The organism is Bartonella sp. HY761 (genome assembly GCF_026743145.1).
GTDB lineage: Bacteria > Pseudomonadota > Alphaproteobacteria > Rhizobiales > Rhizobiaceae > HY038.
The window spans coordinates 1067788-1093146 of record NZ_CP104887.1 but is presented as its reverse complement, the minus strand read 5'-3'; the positions used below and the strand labels follow the sequence as shown (position 1 = coordinate 1093146).

At 40.0% G+C, this 25359-nt stretch carries 19 protein-coding genes; 13 read left to right on the top strand and 6 right to left on the bottom strand.

Going from position 1 to position 25359, the window contains the following annotated elements:
* Positions 1-142: 142 nt before the first annotated feature.
* On the bottom strand, positions 143-1639 hold the full coding sequence (locus N6A79_RS04600) for a replicative DNA helicase (protein ID WP_182419119.1): 1497 nt from the start codon (positions 1637-1639) through the stop codon (positions 143-145).
* A gap of 458 nt (positions 1640-2097) precedes the next feature.
* Between N6A79_RS04600 and N6A79_RS04595 the strand changes: the two genes are divergently transcribed.
* On the top strand, positions 2098-4299 hold the full coding sequence (locus tag N6A79_RS04595; RefSeq protein WP_268547191.1) for a TonB-dependent siderophore receptor: 2202 nt from the start codon (positions 2098-2100) through the stop codon (positions 4297-4299).
* Positions 4300-4423: 124 nt separating this feature from the next.
* Entirely contained in the window at positions 4424-6133 is a 1710-nt protein-coding gene (locus tag N6A79_RS04590; RefSeq protein WP_268547190.1) for an ABC transporter ATP-binding protein/permease, read from the top strand.
* An 86-nt stretch (positions 6134-6219) separates the two neighbouring features.
* On the opposite strand, the gene N6A79_RS04585 is transcribed toward N6A79_RS04590, so the two are convergent.
* Positions 6220-6540 (bottom strand): antibiotic biosynthesis monooxygenase family protein, encoded by a 321-nt coding sequence (locus N6A79_RS04585; RefSeq protein WP_182419116.1) that lies wholly within the window; start codon positions 6538-6540, stop codon positions 6220-6222.
* Between the two features lie 191 nt (positions 6541-6731).
* On the opposite strand from N6A79_RS04585, the gene N6A79_RS04580 reads away from it, so the two are divergent.
* From N6A79_RS04580 to N6A79_RS04550, 7 genes are all read left to right on the top strand, one after another.
* Positions 6732-8939, top strand: coding sequence for a TonB-dependent hemoglobin/transferrin/lactoferrin family receptor (locus tag N6A79_RS04580; RefSeq protein ID WP_268547189.1), 2208 nt, complete (start codon positions 6732-6734; stop codon positions 8937-8939).
* 213 nt (positions 8940-9152) lie between these two features.
* A complete protein-coding gene (gene hemP / locus N6A79_RS04575; protein WP_246708140.1) occupies positions 9153-9350 on the top strand; it encodes a hemin uptake protein HemP in 198 nt (65 codons plus the stop codon).
* Between the two features lie 9 nt (positions 9351-9359).
* The gene (locus tag N6A79_RS04570) at positions 9360-10421 is read left to right on the top strand and encodes a hemin-degrading factor (RefSeq protein WP_182419114.1); all 1062 of its coding nucleotides are present in this window, start codon (positions 9360-9362) and stop codon (positions 10419-10421) included.
* Positions 10422-10571: 150 nt separating this feature from the next.
* Entirely contained in the window at positions 10572-11483 is a 912-nt protein-coding gene (locus N6A79_RS04565) for a heme/hemin ABC transporter substrate-binding protein (protein WP_268547188.1), read from the top strand.
* A gap of 8 nt (positions 11484-11491) precedes the next feature.
* Positions 11492-12598: a FecCD family ABC transporter permease gene (locus N6A79_RS04560; RefSeq protein ID WP_442784251.1), complete on the top strand. Its 1107-nt coding sequence runs from the start codon at positions 11492-11494 to the stop codon at positions 12596-12598.
* Positions 12598-13386 carry a heme ABC transporter ATP-binding protein gene (locus N6A79_RS04555; protein ID WP_268547538.1) on the top strand — a complete coding sequence of 263 codons (789 nt, stop codon included), beginning with the start codon at positions 12598-12600 and terminating at the stop codon, positions 13384-13386. Before N6A79_RS04560 ends, N6A79_RS04555 begins: the two co-directional genes overlap by 1 nt.
* A gap of 170 nt (positions 13387-13556) precedes the next feature.
* Positions 13557-14540 carry a TerC family protein gene (locus N6A79_RS04550; RefSeq protein ID WP_268547187.1) on the top strand — a complete coding sequence of 328 codons (984 nt, stop codon included), beginning with the start codon at positions 13557-13559 and terminating at the stop codon, positions 14538-14540.
* A 73-nt stretch (positions 14541-14613) separates the two neighbouring features.
* Here the strand turns inward: N6A79_RS04550 and N6A79_RS04545 are convergent, their stop codons facing one another.
* From N6A79_RS04545 to N6A79_RS04535, 3 genes are all read right to left on the bottom strand, one after another.
* A complete protein-coding gene (locus tag N6A79_RS04545) occupies positions 14614-15510 on the bottom strand; it encodes a hypothetical protein (protein ID WP_268547186.1) in 897 nt (298 codons plus the stop codon).
* A 140-nt stretch (positions 15511-15650) separates the two neighbouring features.
* Complete coding sequence (hemF, locus tag N6A79_RS04540) at positions 15651-16565, bottom strand: oxygen-dependent coproporphyrinogen oxidase (RefSeq protein ID WP_182419109.1); 915 nt, start codon at positions 16563-16565, stop codon at positions 15651-15653.
* A 209-nt stretch (positions 16566-16774) separates the two neighbouring features.
* A complete protein-coding gene (locus N6A79_RS04535; protein ID WP_268547185.1) occupies positions 16775-17236 on the bottom strand; it encodes a tRNA (cytidine(34)-2'-O)-methyltransferase in 462 nt (153 codons plus the stop codon).
* A 334-nt stretch (positions 17237-17570) separates the two neighbouring features.
* Between N6A79_RS04535 and N6A79_RS04530 the strand changes: the two genes are divergently transcribed.
* Positions 17571-19412 (top strand): ABC transporter ATP-binding protein, encoded by a 1842-nt coding sequence (locus tag N6A79_RS04530; RefSeq protein ID WP_268547184.1) that lies wholly within the window; start codon positions 17571-17573, stop codon positions 19410-19412.
* Positions 19413-19617: 205 nt separating this feature from the next.
* Here N6A79_RS04530 and msrB read toward each other — a convergent pair whose 3' ends face one another.
* On the bottom strand, positions 19618-20046 hold the full coding sequence (gene msrB / locus N6A79_RS04525; protein ID WP_262080108.1) for a peptide-methionine (R)-S-oxide reductase MsrB: 429 nt from the start codon (positions 20044-20046) through the stop codon (positions 19618-19620).
* A 370-nt stretch (positions 20047-20416) separates the two neighbouring features.
* Between msrB and N6A79_RS04520 the strand changes: the two genes are divergently transcribed.
* The 3 genes from N6A79_RS04520 to N6A79_RS04510 all read left to right on the top strand — a co-directional run bounded on the left by N6A79_RS04520 (position 20417) and on the right by N6A79_RS04510 (position 25354).
* Positions 20417-20857 (top strand): MucR family transcriptional regulator, encoded by a 441-nt coding sequence (locus N6A79_RS04520; RefSeq protein WP_182419105.1) that lies wholly within the window; start codon positions 20417-20419, stop codon positions 20855-20857.
* 616 nt (positions 20858-21473) lie between these two features.
* Positions 21474-24959 carry a DNA polymerase III subunit alpha gene (gene dnaE, locus N6A79_RS04515; protein WP_268547183.1) on the top strand — a complete coding sequence of 1162 codons (3486 nt, stop codon included), beginning with the start codon at positions 21474-21476 and terminating at the stop codon, positions 24957-24959.
* Positions 24960-25117: 158 nt separating this feature from the next.
* The gene (locus N6A79_RS04510) at positions 25118-25354 is read left to right on the top strand and encodes a hypothetical protein (RefSeq protein WP_268547182.1); all 237 of its coding nucleotides are present in this window, start codon (positions 25118-25120) and stop codon (positions 25352-25354) included.
* Positions 25355-25359: the final 5 nt, after the last annotated feature.

Sequence of the window (25359 nt, the reverse complement as noted above, 5' to 3'; positions counted from 1 at the left end):
CATGAATATATTTTACCGATAGCCTGATAATTAGCACTATATAGGAACTTTCATCTCATATTTTCAAGATAAATCAAAAAGGGAAAGTCTTACCAACTTTCCCTCATTTAGTGCACGCGATTACCGCATATCAATTACCACTTTATTCAAAACGTTCTGGCAAACGATCTTCTTCTGCAAGGTCAGAAAAGCGGGTAAATTCTGATTGGAAAGCAAGCTTCACCGTACCTGTTGGACCGTGACGCTGTTTTGCAACAATAACTTCAGCCTTACCGAAGGCTTCTTCCATGTCGGTTTGCCATTTCATATGCTCTTCCGTACCAAGTTTTGGCTCACGGTTTTTAATATAATATTCTTCACGGAAAACGAACAATACAACGTCCGCATCCTGCTCAATCGAACCAGATTCACGAAGATCTGAAAGCTGTGGACGTTTATCTTCACGCGATTCCACCTGACGAGAAAGCTGGGAAAGTGCGATAATCGGCACATTCAACTCTTTGCCCAATGACTTTAAGCCGGTGGTGATTTCGGTAATTTCCTGCACGCGATTTTCTGATGAGCGCTTGGATGAGCCAGACATCAGCTGCACATAGTCTACGACCAAAACATCAAGGCCGCGCTGGCGCTTTAAGCGGCGTGAGCGTGCAGCAAGCTGAGCAATGGAAATACCACCGGTCTGATCGATATAAAGTGGTACTTGCTGCATGGTCTTGGTCGCGCGAAGTAATCTTGTATATTCTTCTTCTGAAATATCACCGCGTCTAATTTTTGATGACGAAATTTCTGCCTGTTCAGCAATAATACGGGTAGCGAGCTGTTCTGACGACATTTCCAGCGAGAAAAAGCCAACCACACCACCTTCATTGGTGCCATTATTTTCCTTGGCTTTTTCCGCATTATATGCAGCAGCAACATTAAACGCAATATTTGTTGCAAGCGAGGTTTTACCCATACCCGGACGACCAGCCAAAATGATAAGATCGGAGCGTTGCAAGCCACCCATACGCTCATCAAGTGTATGGATTTGTGTTGGAATACCTGATAATTTTGATGTACGTTTATGAGCAGCTGCAGCAAGCTCAACGGCCTTGGTTAATGCTTCACCAAAATTTTCAAAACCGCCACCATAGCGGCCTGTTTCAGCCAATTGGAAAAGGCGTTGCTCAGCTTCTTCAATTTGTTTACCTGGCGCATGGTCAACTGGTGCATCATAAGCATTATTAACCACATCCTCGCCAACGCTGATCAAGGCACGGCGAATATATAGATCATAGATAGAACGACCATAATCGGTAGCATTAATAACAGTCACTGCTTCAGTTACCAAGCGTATAACATAGTTAAATACCGTCATATCGCCAAGTTTTTCATCCGCTGGAATAAAAGGCTTTACCGTTACTGGATTTGCAGTTTTACCCATACCAACAAGACTGGAGATAACTTCAAAAAGCTTGGCGTGCAACGGCTCGTAAAAATGTATAGGTTTTAAAAAATCCGATACGCGATCGAAAGCATCATTATTAATCAACAATGCGCCAAGCAATGCCTGCTCAGCTTCAAGATTATGGGGAGCTTGACGATAACTATCACCTTGGCCCTTGGCTTTATTGATTGAATGGATTGTCGCTTCTGCCATAATGAATCACCTGAATTTGTCTAAGCTCATCAAATACGCCGATCATCAAGCGCAAGCAATAATATTAACCAAAAAACAAGATTAAATAAATTCATCCACACTTGATCCACACCCTAAAAAAAAGAACAGACATATAGCAGTTTGACGGTGTATTTAATCTATATCTAATTTAAATTGGTGGTAATAAAACGATTTTACTTTAAAGCCCATCAACACATTAAACATCTAATATAATACAGTAATATTAATTATTCTAATTAAAAATAAAAAATAAATAAAAACATGTATAATTAAAATTGCTTTATACATCGCTAGTAAAATTTAAAAAAATATATTATGGCGCTGACATTATTCCCCAACGAATGAACCTTTGTTGTCAAATTCACATTTTTGAATTTGTTTAAAGTCATTTTTAGCACAAATGGCTTTCTTAAAATCTTGCTGTTAAGGAAACATCAATGCGTAAAAATTGGAAACTTGCTATATTGTTTTTAGCGCTTCAACCATGCAGCATCAATTATATTTATGCGCAGAGCAATAGCAATGAGACCGATGATGAAACCTTAGATACAGTCATCGTTAATCGAGCAAATTTTCGCAGTTTAACGGAAGGGACAGGCAGCTATATTATTGATGATATAAGTTCTGCCACAGGCTTAACACTTACTGCGCGTGAAACACCGCAAAGCGTGTCAATTGTAAGCAATCAAAAACTAAAAGACCAAGCATCAAGCAATATTGCCGACGCCTTAAAAAATACCACTGGCATCAATGTGTTACGCGAATCTGGCATGTATCGCTTCCAATCGCGTGGTTTTTATATGGATCAAATTCAAGAGGATGGTGTTAATTCCTACGCGCCAGGCGCCCGAATAAATGCCTATAGAGATGCTGGTGATTATAGCGATCTTGCAATCTATGATCACATTGAAGTTTTACGTGGACCAACTGGCCTTATGCAAGGAACGGGAGAGCCTGGCGGTACGATAAATCTGGTTCGCAAACGTGCAAAAGATGAGTTTTCAGCAACCAATACATTTTCTGTTGGCACTTGGAGCAAAATCCAAGAAACTATAGATATAACCGGCCCACTCAATGCTGACAAGAGCCTACGTGGCCGCTTTGTTAGCAATTTTGATAAGGCTAATTCCTTTAAAGATAATGTCGACAGCAAAAATGGTATGATTTTTGGTGTTATTGAGGGCAACATTGGCGATAAAACCACTTGGCAATTAGGCGGTCTTTTCCAAAAACGCAATGAAGTACCCGATTTTTACGGTGTCCCCATGACACGCGATGGCAAAGATGCTGGACTATCACGTTCGACCTATCTTGGTGCTAAATGGAACCGTTTAGAAAAACAAAAAGCCAATGGATTTTTTGAAATTGATCATGAATTTTCCAGTAATTGGAAGTTGAATGCATCAGTTAATTACAACCAATTTAACTCACATAATGCATTTGCAGCTCTTATCGCTAGAAATGGTTTAGGAATTGACCGTCTCGCCAGCGTTAATAATGCTGTTCGCTATGATAATGACGGGCAACAATTTAGCGCGCAGGTTAAACTCAATGGTGATTTCGAGTTTTTAAATCGCAAACAGGAAATTTTTAGTGGTATTGATTATTCCTACAATGATTATGATTCACATATGCGCGTAGTACGTAATCAAACATCTTATAATATTGATAATTTTTCAGGTAACGAAATTATTGAGCCCAATTGGTCTAATAACAGCATCCTTTATACCGATGTTGAAATTAATACTAAATTTAAGGAAACGTCGGGGCGCCTTGGTGGTCGCTTCAACTTTATTGACAATTTATATGCAATTATTGGTACCCGCGTCACCAATTACCAATTTGATAGTACATCTACCTATTTCCGCTTTATGGGACGGCCAGATGATGATATTATACGCGACCATTATGAAAAAACAAAATTCATTCCCTATTATGGGCTAAACTATAATCTTAATGATAATGCTACACTTTACGCTAGCTACACAGAAATATTTCGGCCGCAATCAGCGCTTGATAAGAATGATAATTTTCTGCCTCCAGTCACTGGCACCAACAAAGAAATTGGCATAAAAAGCACTTTCTTTGACGGACGCGTTGATGCTTCCTTTGCATTATTTGAAATTATTCAAGCAAACCGCGCAATCTATAATAATATTGAAAGATATTATTATGCTGATGGAAAAGTGCAAAGCCGCGGCTTTGACATAGAACTTAGTGGCGAGATTACGAAAGGTTGGAATGTATTTACAGGCTATACCTATAATCGCAGTAAATATCTTGAATCAGAATCGACTTCAATTATAGCGGGAGACAATTACAGTCCTGCAACACCTCAACATATGTTTCGCCTAAACACCACTTATGTCTTACCCGTTGATAATGACAAATGGAAAATCGGCGGCGGTGTTCGTGCGCAAAGCAAGACTAAAAGCGTCTATAATATTGAACAAAAAGCCTATGCAGTTTGGGATTTGAGCCTACAATATAATTTCAAAGAGAATATTTATTTGCAAATTAATGCTAATAATATTTTTGATGAGCGTTATTATGAAAATAATCGCGTACGTGACAAAACCTTCAACAATTACTTTGCTGATCCAAGAAGTATCTTGGTTACCTTTAACGCGACATTTTAGTTTTTGCCCACCAAAAGATTTTATTGGCTGAGATATTTCAGCCAATATAAAATAGCTTACCTTAAAAAAAATCAAAGCTATAAAACTTGGATTAGCAATTTACCAATTTATTAATAAGGCTGAGATGAAATATTCCTATTATTTCAAACTATTTTTGGCACCTTTCAGCCTTAAAACATTTAACTGGCAAATCTGGGCTTCGCTTATCCTAACCATAAGCTGCCAATTCTTGTTTGTATATATGAGTGTTTTTATCAATGAATGGCAAAAGCTGTTTTACGATGCGCTTCAGCAATTTGATAGTGAAGCGGCATTTCACTTAATTTTTATTTATATATTTTATTTATCAATTGTTGTTTTAAGCATTGTTGTTGGCAGTGCATTCGGCAAAATTTTAGTGTTTTTATGGCGACGAGAACTGAACAATTATTTTAGTGACAAATGGCTAGATGACCATCGCCATTATATGTTGCGGTTCAATAAATATCCTGATAATCCAGATCAACGTATAGCCGAAGACATAAGATTATTCACGGCTGAAAGCGTTTTTTTATTCAAATCGCTACTAACCCATGCAACGCGATTGCTAACCTTTATTGTCATTTTGTGGAATCTTTCACCGCTCGTTGATATCACCTTAAAGGATGCACAATATACATTGCATGGCTATGTATTTTGGATAGCCCTAGCCTATGGCGTTATATCAACATTAATCATCCATTGGATCGGCAAAATATTACTTTCTCTCAATATAGATCGCCAACACAGGGAAGCTGATTATAGGGCCAAACTCATCCGACTGACTGAAAAAAGTGAAGAAGTTGCATTTTACAATGGTGAAGCATCCGAAAATAAACAGCAAAAGCAACTATTTGACGCCATTGGCGATAATTGGTTTCAAATTATCAAAGCTGAGATAAAATTAGAATCTATAACTGCATTCCAATTTCGCTTAACTAACTTTATTCCAATTATTGCGGTGTTACCATTTTTTTTAAATAAAACCATAACCTTTGGCGACGTGATGCAAATACAAAGTGCCTTTGCCATTGTTGCTGATGGCTTTGGCTGGATAGCCACTTATTATAAGCGTTTGATTGAATGGTCATCATTCATCAAACGCTTGGCCGAATTTGATACAGCGTTAAATATTTGCCCTATAGCCACAAAAAACACTCAAAGCGACAATGATCGATCCAAGCAACAAGGTAACCAGAAAAGCGCATTTCTTTCCTTCAAAAATGTTCAACTTTTTTATCCAGATAAGACACCATTGGGCTATTTTCCTGATATTAAACTTGAAAAAAGCGATTGGCTTTTGGTTGATGGTAAAAGCGGTGCAGGAAAAACAACATTTTTACGCTATTTAGCTGGACTCTGGCCGTTTTGCCAGGGAGATCGTACGCTTCACGGACGCATGCTCTTTTTACCACAAACGCCTTATTTGTTTAAAGGCTCGCTACGCACTGTCATTAGCTACCCAGAAAAGAATAACTACGATGATGAAATAATAAAGGATACACTGAAATTGCTAAGCCTAAGCTTAGGCGACAAAATAGACCATAATGACAATTGGCAACAAATATTATCAGGTGGAGAACAGCAGCGCCTCTCTATAGCCCGCGCTATACTTTACCAACCAGATATTCTTTTTCTTGATGAAGCAACCAATCAACTTGATCACAATAACGCATTTCAATCCATGTCTTTATTGAAAAAGCATTGTCCCGATACAATAGTTGTCTGCATCACGCATCAAGATGAAATCAAAACATTATTCAACCAAAAACTTATCAAAAACAATAAAAAATGGACGCTTCAAATAAGTAACTAGAGCTCACTTAACTGTATTTTTTTAAAATGGCTGCTTTGTACTATTTTTTAAAACAAACAAAGGCAAAGCAGCCGATTATTCAGAGATCAAGCCTTTTCAGACAAAATAACTTCAAAACCTTCAAAATGTGGAGGGCCTGCAAAAACATGGCGGCGTTCACCAGCACCCTTATGGGCATCGCGGAATTGCTCTGACTTTGTCCAACTGATAAAATCTTCACGATCTTTCCAAATAGCATGTGAAGAATAGAGGCTGGTATTTTCATCCTTATCAGTGTCGCATTTAAGTAAATGAAACTCTACAAAGCCCGGTAATTCTTTTAAACGGCTTTCACGCTCTCTCCAGATAGTTTCAAACTCGGCTTCATTACCTTTATTGACTTTGAAACGGTTCATTGCGATATACATAACTTATTATCCTTAAATATATAACGGATCATCACCCCTGTTATTAAACCAGTCCAAATGATAAAAATCAACTTTTTTCTTGACTGTTAGTATCATGTTTAATAGTGACTATTCATGATATGAAGCGTAGCCAGCCAATCTAATGTGGCAAGCCAAAGCTTTTCAAAAGAATTGAGAAGGATGGTATCTTAATGTATTGGTTACAATTAAAGCGTTTAAAACATTACGCAGCATTTGGCGTTATTGCCATTTGCGCAGCAAGCCCTGCATCAGCACAAACAACGAATCAGACTACAAATGCAACTTCTGATTCTCAAACGCTAGATACTGTCGTGGTTGAAGGTAAAAAAGAAAGACTTGACCGTAAAGCTACAGTATTAACAGATAGTATTTCAGGCGAGACAATTGCCAAAAAACAGGTTGATGATATTAATGATATCTCACGGCTTGATCCTGCTATTTCTTATAGCCGGGGCTCCGATAGTTTTACCATCCGCGGACTTGATCAAAACCGTGTTTTAACGACAATTGATGGCGTACCTATTACTTGGTTCCCTGATCCATCAAGCCGAAATTTAACAGGGGGCATTTCCTCATTTAACATCTCTTCGCTTTCAAGTCTTGATATTGTGCGCGGTTCAGATTCTAGCCTTTATGGTTCAGGTGCACTTGGCGGTGTTGTTATGCTCCGTACTCTTGACCCAGAAGACCTTTTGACTGGTGACAAAAACTGGGCCTCCCTTACTAAAGGAAGCTACGATTCATCTAATCGCAGCTGGCATATTGATGAAGCGTTTGCTGTCCGCGCCAACGATACTTATTTCTTATTGCAAGGCGGTTATGTTGGCGGCAAACAGCGCGAAAATAATGGCTCTGTTAGTGGTTATGGCGTTGATCGCTCAATCGCTAATCCAGCAGACTTTGATAATAATAATTTGCTTTTCAAAGTTTATCAGCATGTCGGTAAAGAGCATCGCTTTGGCTTCACGGCTGAACGATTTTATTTTGACGGCACCACACATGGCTTAAATCAAGCCGTACGCACTTATACGCCAGGTACATTCTATGAAGATCAAACGAAAAAACGTGAACGTTTTTCTGCATCTTATGATTACATGGGTAATGGTGATGGCTGGCTAGATGAAGCACATGCTAATATTTACTGGCAGCGCCAACGCCTAGAAACTAGCCAATATGGTAATCGTATTCCTGTACCAACAGGCTTTTACTTACGCGACGCGCAGACGGAAGAACGTGTATATGGCTTCAATGTCAATGGTTTTAAAACATTGCAATTGGGGGCAACAACCCACACCGTTCGTGTTGCAATTGACACTTCGTTTTCAAAATATCAGCAATATGCTGGTGGTGAAGATAGCTGCCCACCTCCACCCTACACACGCCCTTTCATGACCTGCCAATTCATGCACGTCAATCAAGCAGATTCACCTACAACAGAAAGTAAGAATTTTGGTTTTGCTTTTGAAGACGAAATTGCATTTTATGATGGCCGCGTAAGAATTACACCAGGTGGCCGGTTTGACTGGTATGAGCGTGATCCAAAACACAGTGCACGCTATGAACAAAATTCTGGCTTTACTGGCTATCCAGATTCGCAAAGCGATTCACGCTTTTCACCTAAGTTACGTGGTGAATGGGATGTTGCCAATAAGGTCACACTTTACGCACAATGGGCTCAGGCATTTCGCGCTCCAACTGCCTCTGAACTTTATTTCAACTACACTAACCCAGGGTTCTATTACACCCGCGGCAATCCAGATTTAAAACCAGAAACAAGCAATGGTTTTGATATTGGTGTTCAACTTGGCGACAAAGATTTAGGTGGCTCAATCAGTGTGTTTAGCAACCGTTACAAGAATTTCATCGACCAAGTTAGCTTAGCCGGCAATAGAGAATTCCCACTTGGTCGCTTTGAAAATATTAACCGTGCACGCGTTACTATTTCTGGCGTTGAAGCAAAAGGTCATTGGCAAATTGGTAATGGTTGGCACACAAATTTTGCCCTTGCCTATGCTGAAGGACGCGACACCGATAAGGATGAATATCTAAACTCTGTTCCACCTTTAAAGGGCATGGTTGGTTTAGGCTATGCACAAGAAATTTGGGGTGCAGATGTCAATTTAACAGCCGCTGGCAAACGTAATAAGGTAGCTAAAAATTCAGATTATGCACGCGCACCTGGTTATGCTGTTGTTGATTTAACTGGTTGGTGGGAACCAATGGGTGAAAAAGGTCCACGCTTACAAGCAGGTGTTTATAATCTTTTTGATAAAACCTATTGGAATGCTTTGAACCTACGTTCTTCAACATCCTATCCTAAAGAATTTTTTAGCGAACCAGGCCGTAGTTTCAAACTATCATTCATTCAAAAATTTTAAATCAATATAAAGAGGTAGGTCTATCCTACCTCTTTATACAACTTTGTTAATTTGGCGTATTAAGTAATTGATAGTTATCAAAAAATTCGTTTATTGCGTCTTCTAGACTATTACAATTTATCTTGTCTAACTAAGTTTAACAAAGCAACAAATACCAACCCTTAATGCGCTTTTCCCTTTTATAGCGCGGCTCTTAAAAAACGGAGAAATAAAATGGGAATGATCATGGGAGATGCGGTAAAAAATAAGTTAGCAGATGATGCAGATCTGTCTACTGCGACATTGCTTACACCGCCAATCATCGATAGCGCTCAACTTTTTAAAAATAGTCGTGAAGTTATTATCATTCACGAAAATACCACCTATCGCTTAAAGAAAACGCGCTTTGGCAAGCTAATATTAAACAAATAGGAATTTTCCATGTTGAACGCAAAAGCACAAGACATCATCACCAAACATAAAGCCGCAGTCGCTGAAAGTGGCGTGAAACTGCGCGAACGCGATTTTGTGAAGTCTATCGGCATCACTGAAGCTGAACTTATTTGCGCCTATGCCTGTAATAGTGAAGCCCGCCAATTAAAGGTAGATATTGCTGATCTTTTAGAAAAGGCTAAAACTTTTGGTAAAGTCTTATGCATCGTACGCAATGATTCAGCCGTACATGAAATGCGCGGACATTTTGAAAAAACCTTTTATGGTGAGGGGGCATCGCTCACATTAGGCGAAATTGACTTGCGCATTTTCAATAAAAACTGGGCTTTTGCGTTTGAAAAGCAAGTCGAGATCATGGGCAAAAAATATAATAGCATCCAATATTTTGACAAGTTTGGTACTGCTGTATTTAAGATTTATGAACATGAAGGCACCGATCATGAAGCATGGAAAGCTTTTGCTGACCAGAATTCACTTGGCACACCAACCGACATGATTAGCGTTGAGCCTTTTACGAAAGAAGCAGCAAAGCGTGAAGGCGATGTTGATATTGAAGAATTCCGTCGCCGCTGGAGTGAAATGAAAGATGTGCATCAATTGCATAATATTTTAAAAGATATGCAAGTTGAGCGCCATGAAGCAAACCATATTGTTGGCGATCGTTTTGCTTACGAATTGGATAAAAGTGCGATCAAAACTATGCTTGATAAATCTCATGAACAAGATTTACCAATTATGTGCTTTGTTGGTAATCGTGGTTGCATTCAAATCTTCACCGGTAAAATTGGCCCAGTCAAACCTTATGGTGAATGGACCAATATTATGGATGAGCAATTCCACCTCCATTTATTGGAACCTAATGTTGAAAAAATTTGGGCTGTAAAAAAGCCAACCAAAGACGGCGAAATCACCTCTATGGAAGTGTTTGATAAGGATAATAATCTTATCATTCAATTCTTTGGCAAACGTCAAGAAGGCGAAAAAGAACTAAGCGCATGGAGCGACCTGATGGCATCCCTACCACGCTTAGAGCAAAGCGCAGTTGCCTAAACATACATAATACGGTTTAGAGGAAAATTACCTATAAATTTTCCTCTAAGTAAAATCAGTTTGTATAGCGAATATTATTGCCCTTCATCATGCAGCTGAACCAAATTTAACTATCAAAAATATCATCAACATTAATCACAGGATAACACGATGTTTTATAAAACTATCAAAAAGCCATTTTCTCTTTGGCAAAAGATACTTATCCAAACAACTCTTATTCTGTGCTTATTTTCGGTTAGCCATACCGCACAAAGCGCGGAAACCGAAGTTTTACCTAAAGACTCCAAAATTATTGTCATTGGCGGCGCATTAACTGAGATTGTTTATGCACTTGACGCACAAGATAGGATCATTGGCCGCGATATGACCAGCATCTATCCCGAAGCCGCCAAAGCTTTACCAGATATTGGCTATATGCGCGCCCTTTCAGCTGAAAGCATTTTATCGCTGGCACCAAAGGGTATTTTGCTGGTTGAAGGTAGCGGCCCAAAGCCTACAATTGATATTTTAGAAAAAGCGTCGGTGCCAATGGTTGTTGTGCCAGAAAGCTTTAGTCGAGATGGTGTTATCACCAAAGTGCACAGTGTTGGTAAAGCCCTAATGCTTGAAGACAAAGCCGATGAGCTTATTACCAAACTTAATGAAGATTTTAATAAAACCGATGAGTTGACGAATAAGGTTACAGAAAAGAAAAAAATTCTTTTTGTACTTTCCGTACAAAATGGTCGCGTTATGGCGGCTGGTGGCAATACCGCTGCTGATGGCATCATTAAGCTTGCAGGTGCAGAAAACGCAATCACTGGATTTGATGGCTATAAACTCTTAAACGATGAAGCATTGCTAGCTGCAAAACCTGATATGATCTTGTCGATGTCACCATTTCCAGGCCGCCCTGTTACCACCCAACTTACCGATTTGCCTGCCGTTCTTGCAACCCCTGCAGCTAAAAATAATATGATTAAAGACATGGATGGGCTTTATTTGCTTGGCTTTGGCCCACGTACGGCCGCAGCAGCACGTGATGTTGCAGAATTGCTTTATGGCCAAAATCAATCGAAATAGGAAAAATAATGTCTTTGTCGAGCCACACTGCGCCTGTGCCAAAGAGCGAAACTCTTGCGGCAATGCGAAAAGGTGACAGAAGTCTTCGTGGTCAATTAGTATTAATTGCCCTTGTTCCAATTTTCATTGCTAGCGTGCTTTGCGGCCTTTTATTAGGGCAAACAGATGTTTCATTGCTAAGGTTGATTAGCCATTATTTTAGTGCCGAAAATTTTGAACAAGTGCAAGCAACACAAGATTATCTGGTACTGATCGATATTCGCTTACCAAGGGTTATTCTTGGCGTATTTGTTGGTAGTGCCCTTGCTGTTTGCGGCGTTTTAATGCAAGGCTTATTTCGCAACCCGTTGGCAGACCCTGGCATTGTTGGCGTATCAGCAGGTGCTGGCTTTGGTGCGGTGATATTCATCGTATTAGGTCACATTATTCCAATAAGTATCAGCCCAATTATAGGCTCGTTTGGCATTGTTTTTAGTGCTTTTCTATGTAGTTTGGTTATAACCTTATTACTTTATTCAATCGCCACGCACAATGGAAAGACATCTATTGCAACCATGCTTTTGGCAGGCATTGCCATTGCTGCGCTTATTGGTGCAATTATTGGCGTATTGGTCTTTAAAGCAAGTGATCAACAATTGCGTGACATTACCTTTTGGAGCCTAGGCTCTCTGGTAGGTACAACCATGCAAAAAGTAATCATTGCAGCACCATTTATTGTTCTTGGCCTATGCATAGCGCCATTTTTAGCTAATGGCTTAAATGCCTTGGCACTTGGTGAGGCAGTGGCAGGCCATTTAGGGTTTCCAGTACAAAGACTTAAAAACATTTCAATTGTTTTGGTGGCCTTAATGTGTGGCGCGGCAGTCGCGGTAAGTGGTGGCATTGGTTTTGTTGGTATTGTTATACCTCATATATTACGGCTAATTATCGGCCCCAACCATCGCTATCTTATTCCATGCTCCGCACTTCTTGGCGCTTGCCTTGTTATCTTTGCCGATTATATTGCCCGCATAGTGGTTTATCCGGCCGAATTGCCCATTGGCATAATAACAGCGCTTCTTGGTGCTCCCTTCTTTCTTTGGATTTTGCTGCGCCAACGCGGGATGATGTTATGATGATAAAAGTTGAAAACCTTAGCGTCAATCGCGGCAAAAAAACCATCATTGAAGACTTAGCTATTAATATTAAAGCGGGTGAATTAACTGTTATTATCGGTCCAAATGGTTCTGGCAAAACAACTTTACTCAGCGCACTTTGCGGAGAATTACAATATAGCGGTGATATTTACATCAATGGACAAAATACACGTCATATAAAAGCATGGCAACTTGCTTGCCGACGCGCTGTTTTGCCTCAAGCCAGTACCATGTCTTTTCCGTTTTTAGTTCGTGAAGTGGTGGCAATTGGCCTATCAGCAGGCAATGGCCGCTTATTAGCTAGTGATGACGAATTAATTTATGCCGCTTTAAGTAAAGTGGACTTAGTTGATTACCATGCAAAATTTTACCAAGAGCTTTCAGGTGGTGAACAAGCACGCGTTCAGCTTGCCCGTGTTTTATGCCAAATTTGGCAGCCAGAATATGAAGGCAAGCCTTGCTGGCTAATGCTTGATGAACCAGTTGCCGCCCTTGATATAGAACATCAATTAACGGTTATGAATATCGCCAAAGATTTTGTGAAACAAGGCGGTGGGGTCATTGCTATTTTGCATGACTTGAACCTTGCAGCCCGCTATGCTGATCATCTTATTTTAATGCAAAAAGGTAAGATTGCTGCCAAAGGCATACCGCAAGAGGTTATCACCGCGGAAAATCTACAAAATATTTATAATTGCTATCTACCAGTCAATGCCCTGCCCCCAGCCCATGTGCCATTCATTCTACCTCAAGCTGATATGGTTTAATTTTTTTGAGCCTCGCCCTTGAATTAAGTAAAAGGCGGCCCTATCTTGTTTGAATGGGCCGGGCCCCTCTGGTAGTTTAATTTGAAAAACTGCGATGTCGGACCACTTCGAGTTATCTTGAGGTCCGCCCGCTATTGTCTGTGGATCTCTTCCAATTAATTGAGGTCTTTATGGACATGTTTTTTATGCCTTTTCTAGGCACCCCAATTTGGCTTTGGCTATTTTTCCTTGTCATTGTTTTATTTCTTCTTGTGCTAGATCTTGGTCTGTTTAACCGTGGTGACCATGAAATTGAAATCGGTAAAAGTTTAAAATTATCCGCCTTTTATATAAGTCTTGGCGTTGCCTTTTCTGGTATTGTTTATTGGCAAATGGGCGCTACCGAAACAGCGCAATATTTAACCGCCTTTGTCGTTGAAAAAACCCTGTCGCTTGACAATATTTTTGTCATTGCGCTTATTTTCTCCATGCTGGCTATTCCTCGCCAATATCAACACCGCGTTTTATTCTGGGGTGTTTTAGGCGTTATCATATTGCGCGGTTTAATGATCGGCTTTGGCTCCGCTATCGTAGCCAATTATCATTTCGTTCTTTATCTTTTTGCAGCATTTCTTATCTTTACGGGTATTAAAATGCTTTTTTCCAAAGATGAAGCTGAGCCTGATATGAGCCGTAATCCGGTATTTCGCTTTGCTCGCAAATATTTGCGCGTTACGGATGATCTTCATGGCAATAAGTTTTTTGTTAAAAAGCAACAAAACGGCAAATTATTGCGTTTTGCAACACCGCTTTTCCTTGCACTCATAATGGTAGAATTTACCGATATTATTTTTGCAGTAGATTCAGTACCAGCAGTATTTACCATTACAACTGACCCATTTATTGTTTATACGTCGAATATTTTTGCGATATTAGGTCTTCGTGCGTTGTTTTTTGCGTTGGCCGCTGTGTTACACCGCTTTGCCTATTTGAAATATGCACTTTCAGTATTGCTTATTTTCATTGGCAGTAAAATGTTTATTGCGGACCTCATGAATTGGGATAAATTCCCCGCGATTTGGTCGTTAATTATTACTTTTGGTATTTTAACAATTGGTGTTGTTGTATCACTGTTGAAAACAAAAAATAATAACCACCATTCAACACATGATTAATACGTAATCCGTCTTTATTAAAATAATCAGCCTAAAATTATTCATTAATTTGGGCTGATTAGCTAAAAAGCTATCATTTACATAACACCTCATCACTTGTTTTACCAATGGTCTTCCATGGAATCGGACCGTTAAATATATATTTTGTTGAAACATTATCCTTAAAATTAGGATGTCTTTTTAATATAAACATCGCTAATTTTCTTTGATTTTCTTCGCGCTCTAAATCAGTCGCACCCAATGGCTTCAAATAAGTAATAATTTTTCGGATCTGCTCTTCTGTTGCATGATCATATGCACCATTGCAGATAATATCTTTGAGTAACTGATTACTTTCATCATCTCGACGAATTGCCAACATTGTTGGCCCACTAAGTCCTGTCCCTTCCATTTTTAAACGGTCGGCTCCAGCCTCGATTAGCATGCGTGCACCTTTAATATTACGCATTAATATTGCACTTACCAATAAATGCGTTTTTGAGGTCGATGGTAATTCATGGTTTGGATCACCGCCATTTTTTAAATATATCCGCATAAGTTCGGTGCGAAATTTCATGGTATCTTCATAGCTGCCGGGCGTGTTCATATCGGTGATATAGAATGTAAAATCATGCACCGATTTTTGAGATGGTCTATCAACCATATAGGGATCAGCGCCCGCTTGCAGTAAAATATCAATAGCTTGTAAATTATAGTGCCGAGCGGCAAAAAATAACAAAGTGATCTCAGCGTCATAACGCGCGTTAAGCGCACCTTCTGGTAATGCTTTTACTTCTGCAAGGGTAATATCTTGTTTGCGTTCAATTTTTTCGGCAAGCGTAAAAACACTTCTTGGAGCCTTATCAAAATAACTATAGGAGGACGGGGTGTCCCTTGCGCCAGCCTCAACCAAATTTTGAGCGGATAACCAACCAATCAAACAATAATGCGCAACAAAAAATGTGACGAGCAGACCAAGGATTTTTTTCATTGAAAGCCCCCTTTCGATCTATAGACGATAGACCCAAAATGCACACAGCGAAATAGTTAAAACCTTATCACCAAATAAAAACACCACCCAAATATTGTAATTTGGGCAGCGCATCTAATTTTTGATAAACTATAAAAACCTTAAGGCCAGCGCACGGCAGGCGGTAAAGAGGAAAGAATAGCATCAACATTGCCACCGGTTTTTAAACCAAAAAGCGTTCCGCGATCATAAAGTAGATTAAATTCGGCATAACGACCACGTTGAATAAGCTGCTCTTCGCGCTGTTCCTCTGTCCATGGTTTGTTAAAATTTTGCCTTACAATATAGGGATATACAACTGCAAAAGCGCGACCAATATCACGAGTAAAATCCAAATCGGCATCAAAGCCGCCCTGCTCTTCACTAGAGTGCAGCCAATCATAAAAAACACCGCCAATACCACGCGGTTCTTGGCGATGTTTTAAATAAAAATAATCATCGCACCATTTTTTAAGCTTGTCATAATCAGCAACATCCTTGTGCTTATCACAAACAAAGCGAAATGCTTTATGAAATGCAACGCTGTCGCTATCTTGCTGGGTGCGCCGCTCACTAAGCATTGGGGTTAAATCTGCACCACCACCAAACCACTGGCGCGTTGTTACAATAAGCCGCGTATTCATATGAACAGTTGGTACATGAGGGCTTTGAGGATGGGCGATTAAAGAAATAGCAGAAGACCAATAACGCGGATCTTCCTCGGCGCCGGGTATTGCCTTGCGCAATTCTGGTTCAATCTCGCCAAATACTGTCGAGGTCATAATCGCCGCTTTTTCAAAAACGCGGCCATGAAGAACAGATCTTACACCACCACCTTGCAAACCACCTTGCTTTTGCCAAGGGATACGCTCAAATTTTGCAGGCAAATATTCACTTAACGGCCCTTCAAGATCACGCTCAATTTGTTCAAAACTTAGGCAAATACGGTCGCGCAAATCTTCAAACCATTTTGAAACCTGAGTTTTTTTCTCGTCAATATCTGCCGGTATATCACTTGGAATCAATGGCATTTTCATAAGCGTTCTCTTAACAATTGGTTAAATTGATGGTGCTTAGCAATTGTTCTATGTCTAACCGCGAACTGCAATGCTCTATGTAAGCTTTACACAGCTTTATATGCAGATTACCTTAGTAAGCTAGAAACTTATTAACTTATATTACGTTTTCCTATCAACAACGAAATTTCATAAAACATAAAATCTGCCAATAATATCTAATTCAATGCTTAATCTGTTAACAATATTTGGCGCTTAGCTTCGCCTGCGGCCATAGCAACGCTCAAAGCCAAATTAAGCGAGCGCGCATGTGGGCTCATTGGAATCGTAACTCTTTCAAATGCAAAATTATGGACATATTCAGGAACGCCTGCGGATTCACGTCCAAAAAGCAAGCAATCATTAGCTTTAAACGAAAAATCATAATAGGCTTTATCAGAATGAGTGGTGAATAAAATGATGCGACGCTCTTCTTCAGCCATCAATCTCGTAAATTCTTGCCAATCTTGATGGCGGCGTAAATGGGCTAACTCCACATAATCCATGCCCGCTCTTTTTAAATTACGGTCAGAAATATCAAACCCCGCAGGTTCAATAATATTGATACCTATATCAAGACATGCACCAAGGCGAATGATAGTGCCAGTATTACCAGGGATATCGGGTTGGTATAAAGCGAGCTGTAACGTCATTGAATAAAAAACCATAGAAAATGAGAATATGATATAAGGCATTAAACGGATTTAGACAAAAAGTTCAACATAATTTACTTTTTGCATGCATCCCATTACCCAAACTATCTATATTCAGCTTTAAACGCCTAAAGGCCATGTTGTTAAGTTTTTAAAACTCGGCTTGTTGTAATAAACTGCTTACGATATAATCATTTCAATTAATTATTATATTGATGGAATTTAGCCTTTAATGGCAATTGTAATTCCCTATATCCTTAGCACCTATAAATAAAAACAGTGCAAAACCACTATTTATAACGGTAATTTGTGACCCGTTAAAAGGAGATAATACATGTTTGGATGGTTTGAGCGCAGGCTTGATGCTTTTCCTGCCGATCCACCAACAATGCCACCACGCGGCCTTGTTGCATTTTGCATTCATTATACAAAGGGCGTTTGGGGATGGCTTGCTTTAATGGCGGTGTTTACCGCGCTTATAGCTATAATGGAAGTTTCACTATTTGGATTTTTAGGCAATATTGTTAATTGGTTGTCATCGGAAAGCCCTCAAACATTTCTTGCCAACCAATCGGGCAAGCTAGGTTTTATTGCTTTTATTGTATTAGTGCTATTGCCGGTAACGGTTGGTATCCATTCCTTAATTATGCATCAGACTTTGCTTGGCAATTATCCGATGCGTATTCGTTGGCTTATTCATCGCTATTTATTAGGCCAATCAATTAGTTATTTCCAAAATGAATTTTCTGGACGGATTTCCGCAAAGGTTATGCAAACTGCATTATCAGTGCGTGAAACCATCATGAAACTATTTGATGTATTAAATTATGTCATTGTTTATTTTATCGGTACGTTAATTCTTGCCGCAAGCGCCGATTGGCGGTTAATGCTGCCTTTTATTGGTTGGTTATTAACCTATACCGCAATTCTTAGTTTTTTCATTCCAAAATTGCGCCGTGCTTCAGAAGCACAGGCGGACGCGCGTTCGCTGATGACGGGGCGCGTTGTTGATACCTATACCAATATAGCCACAGTCAAACTTTTTTCCCATGATCAACGCGAAGAAACTCATGCGCGTGATGCATTTATTGGCTTCCAAACAACTGTTCATAAACAGATGCGACTTATTTCGTTGGTTTCCTTTGGCGTTTATGCAAGTAATTGCCTACTTCTTTTTGTTGTTGGCGCATTAGGACTGTATCTTTGGGTTAACGGCGCAGTAATGGTTGGTGCCGTTGCTGTCGCCATTGGTCTTGTATTGCGTCTTAACGGCATGGCACAATGGATTATGTGGGAAATGTCGGCATTGTTTGAAAATATCGGCGTTGTTGCAGATGGCATTAATTCTATTGCGCGCCCACGCCTTATTGAAGATAAGCCTGATGCCAAGCCGCTTATTGTCACCAAAGGTGATATTCGTTTTGAAAATATTGGTTTTCATTATGGCAAAGGTAAAGGTGTTATCAGTAACTTGAACTTGAATATTTTGCCAGGGCAAAAAGTTGGTATTGTTGGCCGTTCTGGTGCGGGTAAATCAACCCTTGTTAATTTGCTTTTACGCTTTTTTGACGTTGAGACCGGTCGCATCCTAATTGACGGGCAAAATATCGCCAATGTCAGCCAAGAATCACTTAGAGCTAATATAGGGATGGTAACGCAAGATACTGCATTGCTGCACCGCTCATTGCGCGAAAACATCATATATGGTCGTCCTGATGCTAGCCATGATGACGTGATAGCTGCAGTAAGTGATGCAGAAGCTGCTGATTTTATCGACCAATTACGCGATCACTCCGGCAATACAGGTTTTGATGCGCAAGTTGGCGAGCGCGGTGCCAGACTTTCTGGTGGCCAACGCCAACGTATCGCCATTGCAAGGGTTATGCTCAAAGATGCACCGATTCTCATTCTTGATGAAGCAACATCGGCTCTCGATTCCGAAGCAGAGTTTGCTATTCAAGAAAATTTGATGAGATTGATGGAAGGCAAAACTGTACTTGCAATTGCCCATCGTCTTTCAACCATTGCCGCTATGGACCGCCTAATTATCATGGAAAAAGGTATAATCGTAGAAGATGGAACCCATGAGGAGCTTTTAGCACAAAATGGCATCTACGCAAAACTTTGGTCACGTCAAACCGGTGGTGTTTTAAGCCTAGATGAAGAAGATGAGTAGCTTTGTTTTAACAATGTATAAAACTTATATGGATTATATAAATTAGGCTATCCAAACAATAATATTTATTAAAATAAATTATTAGGTTTATATTTATTAAAAAGGTGACTGATAAAAATAATCAACCACCTTTTTATCCTTTAAAAATGCTAACACACACTTAAATAAAGAAACATTGTTAATATTTAAGCATTAAGAAACACTATCAATAAGAATTAATACTTTGTTGATCATAGCTTAACGCGTGACCATTCATACAAAATCTAAGGCCAGTAGGTGGAGGGCCATCAGGAAAAACATGGCCAAGATGTGCGTCACAATCAGCACAACGAATTTCAGTACGCTCCATTCCATAGGAATGATCATCAACACAAATAACTGCATCTTCTTTAATAGGTTGGCTAAAGCTTGGCCAACCAGTACCAGATTCATATTTATCAGATGAATCATACAGAGCATTGCCACAGCAAATACAACGGAATATGCCCGGATGAGACGTATCAAAATCTGGACTGGAAAACGCTCGCTCGGTACCATGCTGCCGCGTAATCTGATATTGAATAGGGGTAAGCTGTTCTTGCCACTCTTCATCAGTTTTAATAACTTTTAAGTGTGTATTATTTAATCTATTCACTTTTAATACCCATTGTCGAAATTTTAATTTTAAAATAGAGTAGCTCTACTACAATACAAGTGGAGAACTATATAAATTTCATTTGCAGTTTTTTTAAAATCACATATTTGCGATATAACCTTACATTTTTTTAATAAAAAATATCTGCTTCTTTATTATATAAAATATATTGTAATATAATTGAAAGACCGATATCGTTGCCTATATAAAAATTAATAGAATTTAGATATCACATCGATTGACAATTTTATATGTAATGATATTAGCAACACAAATAGCTAAATCCTTGTCAGATAGATTTATATAGGCTTTTTATTAAGCCATATTTTTGTATTTTGACTTGATAAAACAAGACCAAAAGGAAGAACTTATGGAAAGCTCTGATAATAATGAAACTGACCGGGCAATGTTGATCGCATTGACCGCTGATATCGTTGCTGCATATGTAAGCAATAATGATTGCCAAGCAGCTGAATTACCAACAATAATCACCAATGTACATGGTGCGCTATCCAGTATCGATGCAACTAATACTGTTGAAGTCGTTACTGAAAAACCCAAGCCTGCAGTTAATCCAAAGCGCTCTGTTGGTGAAGATTACATTATTTGCCTTGAAGATGGTAAAAAGTTTAAATCATTAAAACGCCATCTGATGACCCATTACGGCTTAACCCCAGAACAATACCGTGAAAAATGGGATCTAGATCCCAATTATCCAATGGTTGCTCCTAATTATGCCATGGCGCGTTCTGAACTCGCAAAAGAAATGGGACTAGGCCGCAAACGTAAAAAGCGGGCAGCCAAGCAATAATATAACTTTAACACCTGCGGGGGAGTTAAGTTATCTTTAATAATTTGATAATTAAAATATAAATTCTACCACCCACAAGGTGACACATAGTCTTTACACTTCATGTGAAAAAATGGCGTTAATGTTTAACTGAGTATATTTACTCTATAAACATCGCCATTTTATTTTTGTCTTTTTATAAATTTATTTGGCACCATTTATTTTACCAAACAATACAATATAAAACATTTCTATTTAAACTAATTTCGCTACCTTTTATTGATCTATCAAAAATTTGAACTCATCGTACAATTGCTTGTTTCAAATACATTTTAAATTAAATATTTTTCTCGAAATATTAAAAATCTATATATTTTCTTAAACAGCTCTGCCATTAACTGGCGTTTCACAAAATTTATTATGTAGCTATTTAATAAAGCCTTGAAGCAAAGCTTAGCTTCTTTAGTCGAGCTCACGAACAATCTGCTAATTGAAGCATATTTTCGGCAAAGAGGGCTTTAAAGTTGTAAATATTATCTTTATATCACCTATCATATGTGTTGATATAAATGCCATATATTCAAGCTATATTCAGCACCACATTCATAAAACCTGAAGCAAAATAGGATTCATACTGGTGAGTGAAACAACAACACAAACGCCTAAATCACTTTCTTATCCTAAGTTTGTCCATTTGCGCGTCCATTCTGCTTTTTCATTGCTTGAAGGAGCGCTTAAAACCGACAAAATCGTTGCTCATGCAGCAAGCGACCACGAAGCGGCAATTGCTATTACTGATACCAATAATCTATTTGGCGCATTGGAATTTACCCAAAAATGTTTTAAGGTGGGTATTCAACCCATTATTGGTTGTCAATTAGCTGTAGATTTTGAAGATGATGCGCGTGATAGCCGCATAGTTAAAATGCGCACCGCTGCAGATTTTCAATCAATGGTATTTCTTGCTGCCAATGATACAGGTTATAATAATCTTGTTGACCTTGTAAGCCGTGCCTATCTTGATAAATTAGATACAGATCCACCCCATATTAGAGCGCAATACCTTAATGAAATTGGTGATGGTATTATTGTTTTAACTGGTGGTTTAAATGGGCCTATTGCTGCTGCCTTTAAAGAAGATCGCCCTGACAAGGCTTTGAGCCGCATTGAGTTTTTGCAAAAGGCAATTAAAGATCGGCTTTATGTTGAACTTGAACGGCAAGGCGATTATGATCGTGCTCTTGAGGCAAAGCTGGTGGAACTTGCTTATGCACGCGAATTGCCCCTTGTTGCAACCAATGAAGGCTTTTTCTTAAAGCGTGAAGATTATGAAGCCCACGATGCATTGCTGGCTATTGCCGCTGGCCAAGTGGTGTCTAATGATGATCGCCGCCGCATAACGCCAGATCATTATATGAAAACGCAAGATGAAATGGTAGCGCTTTTTAAAGATCTTCCCGAAGCCATTGAAAATACCGTTGAAATCGCATTACGCTGCCACAGTTTTACCCCAACTAGAAAGCCGATCTTGCCGCGATTTACTGGCCAGTCGGATGACCCTGATGCAGCCCTTGCCGCAGAAGCTGCAGAACTTAGCCGCCAAGCGCGAGAAGGTTTGAAATGGCGACTTGAAACCGCAGGGCTTGCTGATGGCTATAATGTTGAAGACTATGAAAAGCGGTTGGAATATGAAATTGGCATTATTGAACGCATGCAGTTTCCTGGCTATTTTTTGATCGTTGCTGACTTTATCAAATGGGCAAAGAGTAAGGATATTCCCGTAGGACCAGGGCGTGGTTCTGGTGCTGGCTCGCTGGTTGCTTATGCGCTTACCATTACCGATGTTGATCCTTTGCGCTTTTCGCTGCTGTTTGAGCGTTTTTTGAATCCCGACCGCGTATCAATGCCAGACTTTGATATCGATTTTTGTCAGGATCGGCGCGAAGAAGTCATTCGTTATGTGCAAGGTAAATATGGCCGCGAACAAGTTGCGCAGATTATCACTTTTGGAACGCTGCAAGCGCGCGCCGTATTGCGCGATGTGGGGCGTGTGCTTGAAATACCCTATGGGCAGGTTGACCGCTTAAGTAAGCTTGTTCCATCAAATCCAGCTAATCCTGTTTCGCTGTCAAAAGCTATTCAAGATGAGCCAAAATTTGCAGAAGAAGTGCAAAAGGAGCCAGTTGTTGGCCGCTTGCTTGATGTGGCGCAAAAGCTCGAAGGGCTTTATCGCCACGCCTCCACCCATGCCGCCGGTATTGTTATTGGTGACCGCCCCTTGTGGCAATTGGTGCCGATGTATCGTGATCCGCGTTCGGATATGCCAGTCACTCAATTTAACATGAAATATGTTGAACAAGCAGGATTGGTGAAATTTGACTTTTTGGGGTTAAAAACTCTTACAGTTTTACAAACTGCGGTTAAATTTGTTGCGCGAAAAAACATAAAAATAGATCTTTCTCACATTCCCCTTGATGATGCGCTAACCTATGAAATGATGGCGCGCGGTGAAACTGTTGGCGTTTTTCAGGTGGAAAGTGCCGGCATGCGAAAAGCCTTGCTAGGCATGAAGCCGGATAGAATTGAGGATATTATTGCCCTTGTTGCGCTCTATCGCCCGGGGCCAATGGAAAATATTCCAACCTATAATGCCCGCAAACATGGCGAAGAAGAAATTGCATCGATCCATCCGCAAATTGATTATCTTGTCAAGGAAACGCAAGGCGTTATTGTTTACCAAGAACAGGTGATGCAGATTGCGCAGGTTTTATCTGGCTACTCCCTTGGTGAAGCCGATTTGCTCCGCCGCGCTATGGGTAAAAAAATCCGCGAGGAAATGGATAAGCAAAGATCGCGCTTTGTCGATGGCGCGATTGAAAATGGCGTATCTAAACAACAAGCCAATACGATTTTTGATCTTTTGGCAAAATTTGCCGATTATGGTTTCAATAAATCCCACGCTGCCGCCTATGCTATTGTTTCTTATCAAACCGCCTATATGAAGGCGCATTATCCGGTTGAATTTATCGCCGCGTCAATGACTTATGATATGAATAATACCGATAAGCTTAACGATTTTCGCCGTGAAGCCGAGCGTTTGGGCATCAAGGTGGTGCAGCCGTCGATCCAAACGTCTTATCGTATTTTTGAAGTAGGTGATAATTGCATTTATTATTCGCTTTCCGCCATTAAAGGCGTAGGTGAGCAGGCAGTTGATCATATTGTTGAAGTACGCGGCAATAAGCCATTTTCTTCCTTGGAAGATTTTTGCGAGCGTGTCGATACCCATATTGTTAATCGCCGCGCCCTTGAAAGCTTGATTAGTGCAGGCGCCCTTGATTGTTTTGGCATTGGCCGCGAAGTTTTGGTGGCGGGCATTGATACTATCCTAGCCCGTTCGCATCGCGTGCTTGAAGATCGCAATAGCGGTCAAATTGATATTTTTGGCCTTGCTGATACCCCAGCTGAAAAGCTCATGTTACCACAAGCAACCCCTTGGCTTAGCGCGCAAAAACTGCACCGCGAATTTCAAGCGGTTGGATTTTATTTATCGGCTCATCCGCTCGATGAATATAAAACCTACCTCGAAAAAATGCGCGTACAAGATTGGGCGGTATTTTCCAATGCAGTACGCAAAGGGGCCAGTGCCGGCCGCCTTGCTGGAACGGTCGCCACAAAGCAAATTCGCAAAACCCGTACTGGCAACAAAATGGGTATTATCCAATTTTCAGATTCAACCGGTCAATATGAAGCCATTCTCTTTTCTGAAGGTCTTGCCCAATTTGGTGACATGCTGGAACCAGGGCAATCGGTGGTGATTACTGTTGCTGCGGAAAACCGCCCAGAAGGGGTGAGCCTGCGCATCCAAAGCGTTAATTCTTTAGAAGATGAGGCGGCGCGCCTTCGTAAAATGCTGCGTTTATTTGTGCGTTCTGCCGATGTGGTGGAACATATCAAAACACAATTAACCACTATTGGTGATGGTGAAGTTAGCCTTATTTTATTAAAAGATGATGGCGAACGCGAGATTGAAATTTTATTACCGCGCCGTTATCGCTTAAGCCCGCAAATTGCCGCGGCAATGAAAGCGATCCAAGGTGTTGTGGATGTTGAAATGGTATAATTGGGCAAAAGTAACGATTATTTAGACCGTTTTCAAAAAAAATGTGAAGCGGTTTTCGGATAAAAAACGAAGGTAAACAATGGATTAGAGCGCCGATCTGATCCAATCAGATCGAAATGCGCTCTAATAGGTTAATTCTAGCAATAATGGGGTGTTTCATGCAGAATATAGGTAGAATTGATGCCTTGTTGGCGGATATGGTCAAAGCTGATAAATCCGTGCGCTCGCCAGAGATGCTGCCTATTTGGGTAAATTTTCAACAAGCTGTCAAGAAAATTGATGATCCCTCCCTATGGATTAAACAAGTAGGCGAGCAATTAGGGCATTTTGTTTTGCCCGAAAATGCTGCCACCCTTGCTTTGGCGTGTGGCGGCCTTATCGAACAAGGGGTGTAACCAGC

What these genes read in the sequence shown, in the direction of transcription:
- N6A79_RS04560 (WP_442784251.1), top strand. Translation starts at nt 11,492, where the DNA reads ATGTCTTTGTCGAGCCACACTGCGCCTGTGCCAAAGAGCGAAACTCTT.
- N6A79_RS04590 (WP_268547190.1), top strand. Translation starts at nt 4,424, where the DNA reads ATGAAATATTCCTATTATTTCAAACTATTTTTGGCACCTTTCAGCCTT.
- N6A79_RS04550 (WP_268547187.1), top strand. Translation starts at nt 13,557, where the DNA reads ATGGACATGTTTTTTATGCCTTTTCTAGGCACCCCAATTTGGCTTTGG.
- N6A79_RS04570 (WP_182419114.1), top strand. Translation starts at nt 9,360, where the DNA reads ATGTTGAACGCAAAAGCACAAGACATCATCACCAAACATAAAGCCGCA.
- hemP (WP_246708140.1), top strand. Translation starts at nt 9,153, where the DNA reads ATGGGAATGATCATGGGAGATGCGGTAAAAAATAAGTTAGCAGATGAT.
- N6A79_RS04535 (WP_268547185.1), bottom strand. Translation starts at nt 17,236, where the DNA reads ATGACGTTACAGCTCGCTTTATACCAACCCGATATCCCTGGTAATACT.
- N6A79_RS04545 (WP_268547186.1), bottom strand. Translation starts at nt 15,510, where the DNA reads ATGAAAAAAATCCTTGGTCTGCTCGTCACATTTTTTGTTGCGCATTAT.
- N6A79_RS04520 (WP_182419105.1), top strand. Translation starts at nt 20,417, where the DNA reads ATGGAAAGCTCTGATAATAATGAAACTGACCGGGCAATGTTGATCGCA.
- N6A79_RS04555 (WP_268547538.1), top strand. Translation starts at nt 12,598, where the DNA reads ATGATAAAAGTTGAAAACCTTAGCGTCAATCGCGGCAAAAAAACCATC.
- N6A79_RS04530 (WP_268547184.1), top strand. Translation starts at nt 17,571, where the DNA reads ATGTTTGGATGGTTTGAGCGCAGGCTTGATGCTTTTCCTGCCGATCCA.
- N6A79_RS04595 (WP_268547191.1), top strand. Translation starts at nt 2,098, where the DNA reads ATGCGTAAAAATTGGAAACTTGCTATATTGTTTTTAGCGCTTCAACCA.
- N6A79_RS04510 (WP_268547182.1), top strand. Translation starts at nt 25,118, where the DNA reads ATGCAGAATATAGGTAGAATTGATGCCTTGTTGGCGGATATGGTCAAA.
- N6A79_RS04600 (WP_182419119.1), bottom strand. Translation starts at nt 1,639, where the DNA reads ATGGCAGAAGCGACAATCCATTCAATCAATAAAGCCAAGGGCCAAGGT.
- N6A79_RS04580 (WP_268547189.1), top strand. Translation starts at nt 6,732, where the DNA reads ATGTATTGGTTACAATTAAAGCGTTTAAAACATTACGCAGCATTTGGC.
- hemF (WP_182419109.1), bottom strand. Translation starts at nt 16,565, where the DNA reads ATGAAAATGCCATTGATTCCAAGTGATATACCGGCAGATATTGACGAG.
- N6A79_RS04565 (WP_268547188.1), top strand. Translation starts at nt 10,572, where the DNA reads ATGTTTTATAAAACTATCAAAAAGCCATTTTCTCTTTGGCAAAAGATA.
- N6A79_RS04585 (WP_182419116.1), bottom strand. Translation starts at nt 6,540, where the DNA reads ATGTATATCGCAATGAACCGTTTCAAAGTCAATAAAGGTAATGAAGCC.